7 protein-coding genes are annotated in these 13,377 nt (G+C 66.8%); 6 read left to right on the top strand and 1 reads right to left on the bottom strand.

Annotated elements, in window-relative coordinates; genetic code table 11:
• Window positions 1–77: 77 nt before the first annotated feature.
• Complete coding sequence (locus tag A3K89_RS09105; protein WP_068424343.1) at window positions 78–710, bottom strand: RDD family protein; 633 nt, start codon at window positions 708–710, stop codon at window positions 78–80.
• A 208-nt stretch (window positions 711–918) separates the two neighbouring features.
• On the opposite strand from A3K89_RS09105, the gene A3K89_RS09100 reads away from it, so the two are divergent.
• The 6 genes from A3K89_RS09100 (at window position 919) to alaS (ending at window position 13,375) form a co-directional block, all read left to right on the top strand.
• Window positions 919–4,308: a transglutaminase family protein gene (locus tag A3K89_RS09100; RefSeq protein ID WP_068424341.1), complete on the top strand. Its 3,390-nt coding sequence runs from the start codon at window positions 919–921 to the stop codon at window positions 4,306–4,308.
• Window positions 4,309–4,368: 60 nt separating this feature from the next.
• On the top strand, window positions 4,369–7,044 hold the full coding sequence (locus A3K89_RS09095) for a circularly permuted type 2 ATP-grasp protein (protein WP_068424340.1): 2,676 nt from the start codon (window positions 4,369–4,371) through the stop codon (window positions 7,042–7,044).
• Window positions 7,041–7,922 carry a transglutaminase family protein gene (locus tag A3K89_RS09090; protein ID WP_068424339.1) on the top strand — a complete coding sequence of 294 codons (882 nt, stop codon included), beginning with the start codon at window positions 7,041–7,043 and terminating at the stop codon, window positions 7,920–7,922. The genes A3K89_RS09095 and A3K89_RS09090 overlap by 4 nt, the downstream gene beginning before the upstream one ends.
• 122 nt (window positions 7,923–8,044) lie before the next feature.
• A complete protein-coding gene (locus tag A3K89_RS09085) occupies window positions 8,045–9,214 on the top strand; it encodes a kinase (RefSeq protein WP_068424338.1) in 1,170 nt (389 codons plus the stop codon).
• Window positions 9,215–9,247: 33 nt separating this feature from the next.
• Window positions 9,248–10,651 (top strand): replication-associated recombination protein A, encoded by a 1,404-nt coding sequence (locus A3K89_RS09080; protein ID WP_068424337.1) that lies wholly within the window; start codon window positions 9,248–9,250, stop codon window positions 10,649–10,651.
• 57 nt (window positions 10,652–10,708) lie between these two features.
• Window positions 10,709–13,375, top strand: a complete 2,667-nt coding sequence (gene alaS, locus A3K89_RS09075; protein ID WP_068425945.1) for an alanine--tRNA ligase — start codon at window positions 10,709–10,711, stop codon at window positions 13,373–13,375.
• The last annotated feature ends 2 nt before the right edge of the window (window positions 13,376–13,377 follow it).

The raw sequence follows: 13,377 nt of genomic DNA, 5'->3' as shown, positions 1-13,377 counted from the left end.
TCGAAACATTGGAATGGGAAGAGAAGTGGGCCCGTCGCCTGGAGGCGACGAGCCCACTCGCGTTGCTTTCCGGGGGATCAGCCGACCTTGACGACCTGCGTTCCACCAGCGAGTTCGTCGTGCTTGCCCTGCTTGGTGGGGCTGGAGTTGATGGTGACCGCGATGACGATGTACGCGATGAACACCAACAGTCCGCCCAGAAGCGGAACGATGTTCAGAAGCAGGAAGGCGTTCCGCTTCGCTGCCTCTGCCTGCGTCGGGTTGCCCCCCGCAGCGCCGAGGGTCCGCAGACCGAGGATCTGCTTGCCGAAGGTCTGACCGCGGCTGGACTCGAGGAACGTGAAGTATGCGAAACCGAGAAGCGCACTGACGAGTCCGAGGATGAACTGCCCGACGAAGCCGTCCCCGGCGATGAAGTACGCGATCAGAGCGATGATGCCGATGATGATTCCGTCGATGAAGCGAGCGGCGAAACGCAGTCCCAGGCTGCCGGGTTGCCCGCCGTTCGGAAGCTGCGAGCCCGACCCGTAGCCGTAGTTGCCGGTCGCCGGAGGTGGCGGGTAGTTGCCGGGCGGGGGGTAGTTACCGGGAGGCGGGTAGTTTCCCGGAGGAGGGTAGTTGCCCGCTGGACTCTGCGGGTACTGCGGCTGGTTGGGGTCCGGACTGCCGCCGTACTGCGGTCCATTGGGTGGATTCTCGCTCACTGACATTCCCCTCGGCTGGAGTATTTATAGTTGCGTACCAATTCTTTACACATGCGCTGGTGAGCGAACCGCATTCCCGAGGGTGTGTCAAGCAGTACACGAGGTCGAGGAGAACGGGCATTTTCGGACCTGTCGATTCTCGACAGGCGAGTGGGCCTGGCCCGAACTATGGTTGTGCATTCGCACCCATTCCGGGACAGGTGAGGGGCTCGCCATGGGCATCAAGGTCGCACTGGAACATCGGACGAGCTATTCGTTCGACCGCATGGTGCGGGTATATCCGCACGAGATCCGTCTGCGTCCGGCGCCGCATTCGCGGACGCCGATCGAGGCATACTCGCTGACTATCGAACCCGCCGAGCATTTCGTCAACTGGCAGCAGGATGTCTTCGGGAATTTCCTTGCGCGCGTTGTCTTTCCCGAACGCACCGATCGCATGTCCGTCACCGTCGGACTCGTCGCCGACATGGCGGTGATCAATCCTCTCGACTTCTTCGTCGAGGACTGGGCGGAACACTTCGGTTTCGAGTACGAGGAACGCGACCTTCCGGATCTGGAGCCGTACCTGCGGGCCGTCGACGAAGAGGAGCCGGGATCGGGGCCGGGGTCGGTCGTCACCGCGTGGGTGGAGAAGCTCGACGCTGCTGTGCGAGAACGTGGTTCGACGATGCGGACGATCGACTTCCTGGTCATGGCGAACAGAGCCGTCCTCGGTGACGTCGAGTACTCGGTCCGCATGGAACCCGGTGTGCAGACGCCCGATCACACGTTGACCTCCGGGGTCGGCTCGTGCCGCGACTCGGCCTGGCTGCTGGTGTCGGTCCTTCAAGAGATGGGCCTGGCCGCGAGGTTCGTCTCCGGCTATCTCGTGCAATTGGCGTCGGACGTGAGATCGCTGGACGGCCCGTCGGGTCCCGCTGCCGACTTCACCGATCTGCACGCATGGACCGAGGTCTACCTGCCCGGTGCGGGCTGGGTCGGCCTGGATCCGACGTCGGGGTTGTTCGCCGGCGAAGGTCACATTCCACTGTCCGCGACGCCCCATCCCTCCACGGCCGCAGCCATTTCCGGCGCCACCGGCAAATGCGAGGCCGAACTCGACTTCTCGAACACCGTCGTGCGCGTCCACGAGGATCCCCGCACGACGTTGCCGTACACCGCCGAGCAATGGACGGCCGTTCGCGCGGCCGCAGCGGTCCTCGACGAACGGATGTCCGAGCAGGACATCCGCCTCACGGTGGGGGGCGAGCCGACGTTCGTCGCGATCGAGAATCAGGAGGCACCGGAATGGAACACGACGGCCGACGGCCCGCACAAACGTCGGCTCGCGAGCGACCTCGCCGAACGGTTGCGCACCATCTACGCTCCGGACGGGCTCGTGCAACGCAGCCAGGGCAAGTGGTATCCGGGAGAGCCGTTGCCGCGCTGGCAGATCGGGCTCTTCTGGCGTACCGACGGCGAATCCTTGTGGCGGAACTCCGATCTCGTCGCCGACCCCTGGCCGCCCGACGACCGTAGGCCCGCCCCTGTCGATCCGGCGACGTCACGTGCCCTCGTGGAGAAGCTCGTCGAGGCACTGGGTCTGCCCGAGACTCAGGCCCGCCCGGCCTACGAGGATCCGCTCGTGCGACTTCTGGATCTGGTTCGGCAACCGTACGGAGACCCGCCGCACGACGACGACATCGAGCCGGGTGCCGATTCGGCGGAGACGCGGGCGGCACTGTTGCGCCGACTCGAATCCAGCACCGACGAGCCCGCTGCGTTCGTGCTTCCGATCAGCAGGAGCGCCGACGGCGCCGGCTGGCAGAGCGCCGACTGGACGCTGCGCCGGGGCAGACTGGTTCTGCTCGAGGGCGATTCACCCGCCGGTCTTCGACTGCCGTTGAACGCGATCACGTGGGCGGGCCGACCGCCCGAGAATCCGGACGATCCGACTGCCCCGAAAGATCCACTGCAGCAACGGACACAACGTCCGCCCAGGCAGGTCGACCCGGCCGAAGCGCGCTACGCGCGGCTCGTCGAGACGAACGAGGCTGCGCGCGGTCGCGTCGGGGGCTCGGATGTGACGGCCCTCGTCGCGGAAGTCCGCGACGGAACACTGTACGTGTTCATGCCACCGACCAACCGGCTCGACGACTTCGTCGAGTTGGTCACGCTCGTCGAGAACGCAGCCGCTGCACTCGACACGCCGGTCGTGGTCGAGGGGTACGGTCCGCCGTCGGACCCACGGATCCAGACACTCACCGTGACGCCGGATCCAGGCGTCATCGAGGTCAACGTGCAGCCGACGTCGTCGTGGGGCGAACAGGACGATCTGATGCAGACGCTGTACGAGCAGGCGCGGCAGTCACGTCTGAGCACGGAAGGGTTCGACAACGACGGCACCACCCGCGGCACGGGCGGGGGCAACCACATCACTCTCGGTGGCACGACGCCGTCGGACTCGCCGATTCTGAGGCGACCCGACCTGCTCGTGTCGCTGCTGACGCACTGGCAGCGGCATCCGTCGTTGTCGTACCTGTTCTCGGGCAGGTTCATCGGTACGACGTCGCAGGCGCCGCGCGTCGACGAGGGGCGCGAGGAGGCTCTCTACGAGCTCGAGGTGGCGTTCAGCGAGATCGGGCGGATGACGGATGCGGATCGAACCGCGTCACCGTGGGTGGTCGACCGCGCACTGAGACACCTGCTGACCGACATCACCGGCAACACTCACCGGGCCGAATTCTGCATCGACAAGCTGTACAGCCCGGACAGTACCCGGGGTCGGCTCGGTCTGCTCGAGCTGCGTGGATTCGAGATGCCGCCGCACCACCAGATGGCGATGGTGCAGTCGTTGCTGGTGCGGTCGTTGGTCAGCCGGTTCTGGGACGAACCGCTGAAGGCGCCCCTCGTCCGCCACGGCGCGAACCTGCACGGCCGCTACATGTTGCCGCACTTCGTGACCGCCGACATCGGACGCGTCGCCGAAGACCTGCGCGAGCACGGGATCGAATTCGACACCAGCTGGCTCGACCCGTTCACCGAGTTCCGATTTCCCAGGATCGGTACGACGGTCGTCGGCGACGCGGAACTCGAACTGCGCGGAGCCATCGAACCGTGGAACACGTTGGGCGAGGAGTCGACGTCGTCCGGCACCGCGCGGTACGTCGACTCCTCGGTCGAACGGATCCAGGTGCGTGTGGCAGGCGCCGACGACGGCCGCTACCTGGTCACCTGCAACGGCGTGCCCGTGCCACTGCTGCGCACCGATCGGAACGACGTCCAGGTTGCCGGTGTGCGCTACCGGGCGTGGCAGCCGCCGAGCGCGTTGCACCCGACCATCGAGGTACAGAGTCCGCTGCACTTCGACGTCGTCGAGAGACAGACCGGGCGTGCTGTCGGTGGGTGCACCTACCATGTCGTCCACCCGGGAGGCCGGTCGTACGACGGGCCTCCGGTCAACGCCGTCGAGGCGGAATCGCGACGTAACGGTCGGTTCGAGGAGGGCGGATTCGCCGCGGGGAAGGTGAACGTAGCAAGATTGGTCGAAATGCAAGCGCGACAGTCGATCGACGTCACCGCCCCGGGAATGCTCGATCTCCGGCGCACGGGTGTCCTGTTCTGACCGCGGTGCCCACCGGTGACCGGCGGCGTCGACTCGTCCCACGAAAGGAATGACGACTCGATGGTGCCCGTCGATACGGTCGACCCCGCGTCCGGGTCGGTCGACGGCAGCCCCGGCTCGCCTTCGGTCTCCGACCGCTTGGTGTCGCAGTATCACGCACGCCGCAGTACGTTGCGCGGCGCGGACACCCGCTACGACGAATTTCTCGCGCCCGACGGATGCGTCCGGCCGCAGTGGAATCGGCTCGTCCGGGGCATCGATGCCGCGGGGCCAGGTGGGGAGCGCGCTCTGCAGTCACGTGTGCGCCGCCTCGTCGACGACCACGGCATCACGTACAACCCGATTCCGGCCGACGGCGTCGAACGGGTCGCGTCCCCCGTGCGCTGGCGACTGGACAGCGTTCCGCTCGTCCTCTCCGCCGACGACTGGACAGGCCTGGAAGCAGGCCTGATTCAACGATCTCGACTGTTCGACGCTCTGCTCACCGATCTGTACGGCGCGATGGACACGGTTCGAAGGGCGCTCGTCCCGCCCGAACTGGTCTACGGCGACCCCGGCTACATCAGAGCCGCGCACGGCATCACCGTGCCCGGCCCGCATCAGTTGTTCATCCACGCCGCCGACGTCGGTCGGTCGTCGGACGGACGGTTCCGTGTCGTCGCCGATCGCACGCAGGCGCCGTCGGGGATCGGCTACGCGCTCGCCGATCGCCGGGTGATGTCGCGTGCCGCACCGGAATTGTTCGCCGGCACCAATCCTCGGCCGTTGTCGACGTTCGCCCGGGCGATGCGGTCGGCGTTGATCGACGCGGCGCCCGCTGCGGCAGAAGATCCGGTCGTCGTCGTCCTCAGTCCGGGTTCGCAGTCCGAAACGGCGTTCGACCAGGCCTATCTGGCGACGATTCTCGGTTTTCCGCTCGTCGAGAACGCGGATCTCGTCGTTCGCGACGGGGCATTGTGGATGCGCTCGCTCGGCACGTTGCGTCGGGTCGACGTGGTGCTCAGACGCGTCGATGCCGCGTTCACCGATCCGCTCGACCTCCGACCGGATTCACGTCTCGGCGTCGTCGGTCTCGTCGAAGTGTTGCGCCGCGGCGGAGTGACCGTCGTCAACACGCTCGGCAGCGGCATTCTGGAAAGCCCCGCGCTGTACCCGCTTCTCCCGTCGCTCAGCCGGGCGCTGCTGGACGAGGATCTGCTGCTCGAATCCACTCCGACGTACTGGGGTGGTGAACGCTCCGGCTTGTCTCACCTGACGTCGCACGTGCGGTCGCTGCTGTTCACATCGGTGACCACGCGCACGACCGTCCTCGGTCACGACCTGTCCGAAGCGGACGTCGACTCGCTTCTGCGGAAGGTGCGCGCCGAGCCGTGGAAGTGGGTCGGCCAGGACATTCCCGAGTTCGCCGTCGCCCCGTCGGGTTCGGCGTACGGCGGTCAGGTGGGCGCAGCCGAGGTGGGTCTCAGGCTGTTCAGCGTTGCGCAGCGGGTCGGTTACACGCCCATGGCAGGCGGTCTCGGCCGGGTGTTGGTCACCTCGCCGGTGGCAGAGCCACTCATCACGGTGGCCTCCAAAGACGTCTGGGTCAGGTCCGCCGAACGTGCCACTCCCGCCGACGCCGCGGCGCACACCCCGCCCTCGTCCGTCGAAGAGCTTCCGCACTACGCGGCAACCTCAGGCGACGTCGTCAGCTCGCCTCGTGTTCTCGGAGATCTGTTCTGGCTCGGTCGCTACAGCGAACGCGCCGAGGACATGACACGCCTTCTCATCGCAGTCCGCGAACGCTTGCAGGACTTCTCGTCGATGCCGTGGCTCGACGGGAGCGACAGCCTCCCGCTTCTGCTCGAAGCGGTGACGCGGGTGTCGGGAACGGCGCCGGGATTCTTCGACGAGAAGATCCGCGCCGACGCACAGTCCGAACTTCGGTCGCTGACGCTCGCCGTGGACCGACTCGGGTCGCTGGCGCAGTCGATCGACCGTGTACAGCAGGCAGCCCGGCGCGTGCGAGACCAGCTGTCGACCGACACGTGGGCGGTGCTGGCCCGGATCGCCACCGCGCTGGCCGAACTCGAAGCCTCGGAGGGCAACGGCGCGCAGTTGGCGGCGTCGCACACGTCGGTTCTGCGTGGCCTTCTGTCGCTCAGCGGACTCGCGTCGGAGTCGATGGTCCGTGACGCGGGCTGGTACCTGATGGATACCGGCAAGCGCATCGAGCGAGGCCTTCAACTGACGGCGCTTCTGTCGGCGACGTTGAGCCACGCGCTGCCTCCGACGACCGAGCAGGCAGTCATCGACTCGGTGTTGTCGGCTGCCGAGTCCTCGGTGATCTACCGGCGTCGCAATCGTGGGCCCGCGCGGCCGGCGGCCGTCGCACAGTTGCTGTTGTTCGACGAAGGTAATCCGCGGTCGTTGGTGTACCAGCTCGATCGGCTCAAGCACGATCTCGGCTCGCTTCCGGACGCGTCGGGCACCTCACGGCCGGAAGTCCTCGTCGAACAGATGGCCGTGCGGCTTCGGCGCGTCGACCCGGGCGACCTCGAGAGCGTCGACGCGTCCGGTGTGCGCACCGAGTTGGTCGAGCTGCTGGACGGCATTCACGCACAGCTCGAACAGCTTTCGGTTGTCGTGTTGGCGACGCACATGGTTCTGCCGGGCGGAACGCAGCCGCTGTGGGGTTCGAGTGCGCTGTGGGGTTCGAGAGCGCTGCGAGGTTCGACAGGCGAGGTCCGAGAGTGAGCAAGAGCTACCGCATCAGACACATCACCACCTATAAGTACTCCGATCGTGTGACGTCGTCGTACGGGCGGGGCTTCCTGGCGCCGCGAGACACCGAGGCCCAGCGGTGCGTCGAGAAATCGGTGACCGTCGAGCCTGCACCCTCGGATCAGTCGTTCGGCGTCGACGTCTACGGCAACGAAGACGTCTACTTTCATGTCACCACCGACCACGAGACCTTGGTGGTCACGGCGGATTCGCTCGTCGAGGTGTCGGAGCCGACCGGTGCCGACGATGCGCTCGGCACGACGTCGCCCTGGGAGACCGCGCGCCCGCAGTACCTCGGCGTCGACGGTGCCACCGCGGTCGAGTTCGTCCTCGACCTGGACGTTCCCGAGATCACCGACGAGGTTCGTGACTACGCCGCCGTGAGCTTCCCGCCGAACCGGTCGCTGCGTGACGCCGTCGTCGATCTGACGCACCGCATCTTCACCGACTTCACGTACGAGTCCGGTTCGACGACGGTGTCGACGACCGTCGCCGACGTGCTGGGGGCCAGGTCCGGGGTCTGTCAGGACTTCGCGCGGCTCGCGATCGCGTGCCTGCGCTCGAAAGGCCTGGCGGCACGGTACGTCTCGGGCTACCTCGCGACCGAACCGCCTCCCGGCAAGGAACGGATGGTCGGCGTCGACGCGACCCACGCCTGGGCCGCGGTGTGGACACCGGACGGAACATGGCTTGCGTTCGACCCGACCAACGATCAGCTCGTCGACGAGCGTTATGCGACCGTTGCGTGGGGTCGGGACTACGCCGACGTGCCGCCGCTGCGCGGAGTCATCTACACCGAGGCCGAGTCCAGCACGATTTCGGTATCGGTGGACGTGGCACCCGTGACCTGAGCTTTGTCGACCGTCGTGATGCAATTGCGACAGGACCTTTGTGCAGGTCGACCGGAAAGCGTCCGATTCGTTGTGTTGCGGAGGGCACAGTCGGTCGGTGCGACCGGGTACCTTGGTACCCGATGACCGCAACATTGGCAGACCCTGTCTCAGAGGTTGTAGCAGCTGCACAGCAGTTGCTCACCAAGCGCACCGGCGCACCCGTCACGCTCGTCGATGCCGTCGACCTCGGCGGCAGTGGGCAGGCTGTCGTTCTCCGTGTCCGGGTGGCCGAGAACCCATTTCAGCTTCCGCGCACCCTCGTGATCAAGCAGCTCCGTGAGACCGCCGCCGACGCCGACGTTCACGAGGGCAAGCAGACCACCGGCAGTCAGGCGGCGTTTCTCCGGGAGGCGGCGTCGTACCAGTTCGCGACGGCGCTCGCGACGGACAGCAGGCCAGGACCGGACCTGCTCGCCTACGACCTTCACGCCCGGCTGCTCGTGCTCAGCGACCTCGGGGACGCGAGCCCGATCACGACGCTGCTTCGGCATTCCGACACGGCGTCGGTGACCAACTCGCTCATGGCCATGGCGCAGGCGCTCGGACGCATGCACGCGGCAACCGTGGGTCGCGAGGAAGATTTCGCAGCACTGCTGCGGCGTGCCGGGCTGCCGCTGTCCGACGACGGTATCGCGGCTCAGATTCCCGACGCACTGGTTGCCGTTCCACGCATGCTTTCCGACGAACTCGATCTGGGGGAGACGCCGGAGTCGATTCTGCACCGTGTCGAGCGCAGCGGACGGCTGTTCGCGCACGGCGCGTTCCGCGCGTTCAGTCCGGCCGATCTGTGTCCCGACAACATCATCGTCAACGACGAAGGCGTCCGGTTCCTCGACTACGAGTGGGGTGGCTTCCGCGACGCGACTCTGGACATCACGTATGCGTTGGCGTCGTTCCCGGGTTGCCTGTGCCACTTCGATCTGTCCACCGAGCGTGCCCAGGCGATGATCGACGCATGGCGTGCCGAGGTCGTCGGCATCTGGCCGCACCTCGCCGACGATCACGTGCTCGCGTCCAAGATTCTCGACGCGCAGCTCATCTGGGTGTGGCTGTCGACCTACTGGTTCCTGCCGAACGATCATGCACGCATCGCTGCTGCTCGCGAACATCATCTGTCGGTGCCGCGCTCGGCGGCCCTGCTGGCTCGGTGGAGCGTGCTCGCCGATCAGGCAGAGCGGACGGGGGCGTCCGATGTCGCCGAGTTCGCCCACCGCGTCGTCACCGCGCTGCGCGCCAAATGGGACCGGTGATCGGCAGCTCGGCCGTCGTATAGCGTTTTCGACGTGAGTACAGGTTTCGGTGCGGGCTTCGACGACGACGCCGAAGAGAACGGTCTGTTCGAGGCCCCGCAGGCGGAGGACGAGGACATCGCACCCGACGTGACGTCCCCGTCGCCCGCCTCTCGCCCGTATGTCAGGCCCGACGCGCCACTCGCGGTTCGAATGCGCCCGACGACGCTCGACGAGGTGGTCGGGCAATCGCATCTGCTCGCGCCCGGTGCTCCGCTGCGCAGGCTCGTCGACGGCTCGGGCGCGTCGTCGGTCATGCTGTACGGCCCGCCCGGGACCGGCAAGACGACCCTGGCGTCGCTGATCTCGGGTGCGACCGGCCGCAAATTCGAGGCGTTGTCCGCGTTGTCGGCCGGAGTCAAGGAAGTGCGCGGCGTCATCGACCTGGCCCGTCGCAGGTTGACCGCAGGCGAACAGACCGTGCTGTTCATCGACGAGGTACATCGATTCTCCAAGACCCAGCAGGATGCGCTGCTCGCGGCCGTCGAGAACCGGATCGTGCTGCTGGTCGCCGCAACCACGGAGAACCCGTCGTTCTCCGTCGTGTCTCCCTTGCTGTCGCGCTCGCTCGTGCTGCAGTTGCAGCCGCTGAGCAGCGACGACATCGAACTGCTGCTCACCAGGGCCGCGAACGATCCGCGTGGTCTGGACGGCGCCGTGACCATCGACGAGGACGCCATGGCTCACCTGGTGCGCTTGGCGGCCGGTGATGCGCGACGCGCACTGACGGCGCTGGAAGCGGCAGCCGGCGCCGCATCCGGACCGGTGTTGGACCTGAAGACCGTCGAGGCAAGCGTCGACAAGGCCGCGGTGCGCTACGACCGCGACGGCGACCAGCACTACGACGTGATCAGCGCGTTCATCAAGTCCATCCGCGGATCGGACGTCGACGCGGCGCTGCACTACCTGGCTCGGATGATCACCGCGGGGGAAGACCCTCGGTTCATCGCGCGGCGCCTCGTGGTGCATGCGAGCGAGGACGTCGGTATGGCGGATCCGACGGCGCTGCAGACGGCGACGGCAGCCGCGACGGCCGTGCAGCTGATCGGAATGCCCGAGGCGCGGCTGGCGCTGGCGCAGGCCACCATCCACCTCGCGACGGCGCCGAAGTCCGGTGCCGTGATCGCCGCGCTCGGTGCTGCGATGGCCGACGTCGCCGCAGGCAAGTCCGGATCCGTGCCTGCGCACCTGCGGGACGGTCACTACAAGGGCGCGCAGGCTCTCGGCAACGCCGTCGGATACAAGTACCCGCACAGCGACCCAGGCGGTGTCCTGAGGCAGCAGTATCCACCCGACGAATTGGTCGGCGTCGACTACTACGAGCCCACCGATCACGGCGTCGAACGGGAGATCGGCACGCGCGTCGGGAAGCTCCGGCGTATCGTTCGAGGACGTTAGCGGCGGACCGCGGCGGGGCCTGCGCCTGTGCCGAGTCCGGCGCGTTAACCTGTGTACGTGCAAACCCATGACATTCGCAGGCGTTTCCTCGACCACTTCGTGAAGGCCGGGCACACCGAAGTGCCCAGTGCCTCGTTGGTGCTCGACGACCCCAACCTGCTGTTCGTCAATGCGGGCATGGTGCAGTTCAAGCCGTACTTCCTCGGCCAGCAGACCCCGCCCTTCCCGACCGCGACGAGCGTTCAGAAGTGCGTGCGGACCGGCGACATCGAGAACGTCGGCGTCACGACCCGGCACAACACCTTCTTCCAGATGGCGGGCAACTTCAGCTTCGGCGACTACTTCAAGGAGGGCGCGATCACGCTCGCCTGGGAGCTGATCACGAAGCCACAGTCCGAAGGCGGTTACGGGTTCGATCCGGAACGGATCTGGGTCACCGCGTACAACCAGGATCCCGAAGCTGCCGAGATCTGGCGACGCGTCGCGGGAATGCCCGACGAGCGGATCCAGTTCCGTGACGGCGCGGACAACTACTGGGACATGGGCGTGCCAGGACCGGGCGGACCGTGCTCGGAGATCTACTACGACCGTGGACCCGAGTACGGCAAGGAGGGCGGGCCCGTCGTCGACGAGGACCGCTACATCGAGATCTGGAATCTCGTCTTCATGCAGGACGTTCGCGGTGACCTGAGTCCGAAGAAGGGCCACCCGCCCGTCGGCGTGCTGCCGAAGAAGAACATCGACACGGGCATGGGTGTCGAGCGTGTCGCGTTCCTGCTGCAGGGTGTCGACAACGTGTACGAGACGGACCTGGTTCGTCCCGTCATCACGAAGGCCGAGTCGCTGTCCGGTCGCACGTACGGCACCGACCACCAGGCGGACGTCCGGTTCCGCGTCATCGCCGATCATGCTCGTACCGCCGTGATGCTGATCGCGGACGGCGTCAACCCCGGTAACGAGGGCCGCGGGTACGTGTTGCGCCGACTGCTGCGTCGCATCATCCGGTCTGCTCGACTTCTCGGGGCCGACAAGCCGAGCATGGCGGAGTTCGTCACCGTCGTGCGGGACACGATGGCCGAGTCGTACCCGGAACTGGTCACCGATTTCGATCGCATCCTCACCGTTGCCGTCGGCGAGGAGACCGCCTTCCTGAAGACGCTCTCGTCCGGTTCGAAGCTGTTCGACACCGCCGCCGAGTCGGTCAAGGCTGCGGGCAAGACGACGATCGGCGGCGCCGAAGCGTTCGCGCTGCACGACACGTACGGATTCCCGATCGACCTGACGCTGGAAATGGCGTCGGAGGCCGGTCTTCAGGTCGACGAAGAGGGCTTCCGGTCGCTGATGGCCGAGCAACGTCGTCGCGCCAAGGAGGACGCGCAGTCGCGCAAGCATGCGCACACCGACCTGTCCGTCTACAAGGACTTCGTCGACACCGCAGCGACCGAATTCACCGGTTTCGACGAATTATCCTCCGAGGCAACGGTTCTCGCGCTCATCTCCGGCGGCGTCCGTGTTCCGACGGCTACTGCGGGTGAATCCGTCGAGGTCATTCTCGACCGCAGCCCGCTGTACGCGGAGTCCGGCGGTCAGATCGCCGACATCGGTTCGATCAGCGCGCCCGGCTTGTCGGTCAAGGTGAACGACGTGCAGAAGATCGCCAAGAAGGTCTGGACGCACAAGGTGACCGTCGAGACCGGGCAGATCACCGAGGGTGACGTCGTCCGCGTCGACGTCGATCCCGCATGGCGCAAGGGCGCGACGCAGGGTCACTCGGGAACGCACATGGTGCACGCCGCGCTCCGACAGGTGTTGGGCCCCAACGCTACTCAGGCGGGCTCGCTCAACAAGCCGGGTTACCTGCGATTCGACTTCTCGTGGCAGGGCGCCCTGTCCGAGGCGCAGCGCAACGACATCGAGGCCGTCGCGAACGACGCGATCGGCGCGGACTTCGCCGTCAACACGATGGTCACCGATCTCGACAGTGCCAAGGCGATGGGCGCGATGGCGCTGTTCGGCGAGAACTACGGCAACGAGGTTCGCGTCGTCGAGATCGGCGGGCCGTTCTCGATGGAGCTGTGCGGTGGTACCCACGTCGGCCACTCGTCGCAGATCGGACCGGTCACGCTGCTCGGTGAGTCGTCCGTGGGTTCCGGCGTGCGCCGAGTCGAGGCGTTCGTCGGTCTCGACTCCTACCGCTACCTTGCGAAGGAGCGCGCGCTGCTCGCCGGAGTCGCGTCGTCGCTGAAGGTGCCGACCGACGAAGTGCCTGCCCGTATCGAGACGCTCGTCGATCGCCTTCGGGTCGCGGAGAAGGAACTCGAAGCGGTGAAGGCTGCGTCGGTTCTGGCCTCGGCAGGGACGCTGGCCGACTCGGCCGAGCGCATCGGGTCGGTCCGCGCTGTCGTCGCGCAGGCTCCCGACGGGGTCGGCGGCAACGACCTGCGCACTCTCGCCGCCGACGTGCGCGGACGTCTCGGGTCCGATCCCGCCGTCGTCGTGCTGTTCGGCACCGTCGACGGCAAGGTCCCGTTCGTCGTGAACGCCAACCAGGGCGCCCAGGACGCCGGAATCAAGGCCGGTGAACTCGTGTCGAGCTTCGGTCCCGCGATCGGTGGCCGCGGTGGTGGCAAGGGGGAGACCGCGCAGGGATCCGGCTCCAACCCGGACGGTATCGCGCAAGCTCTGTCGGGAGTGCGTGCTCGAATCTCGGAACTCGCTTCCTGATC

This window comes from Rhodococcoides kyotonense (assembly GCF_001645385.1).
Taxonomy (GTDB): domain Bacteria; phylum Actinomycetota; class Actinomycetes; order Mycobacteriales; family Mycobacteriaceae; genus Rhodococcoides; species Rhodococcoides kyotonensis_B.
This window is presented reverse-complemented; position numbering and strand designations above follow the sequence as displayed.

Coding starts and splice junctions, on each gene's coding strand:
- A3K89_RS09100 (WP_068424341.1), top strand. CDS start 919: ATGGGCATCAAGGTCGCACTGGAACATCGGACGAGCTATTCGTTCGAC.
- A3K89_RS09105 (WP_068424343.1), bottom strand. CDS start 710: ATGTCAGTGAGCGAGAATCCACCCAATGGACCGCAGTACGGCGGCAGT.
- A3K89_RS09085 (WP_068424338.1), top strand. CDS start 8,045: ATGACCGCAACATTGGCAGACCCTGTCTCAGAGGTTGTAGCAGCTGCA.
- A3K89_RS09095 (WP_068424340.1), top strand. CDS start 4,369: ATGGTGCCCGTCGATACGGTCGACCCCGCGTCCGGGTCGGTCGACGGC.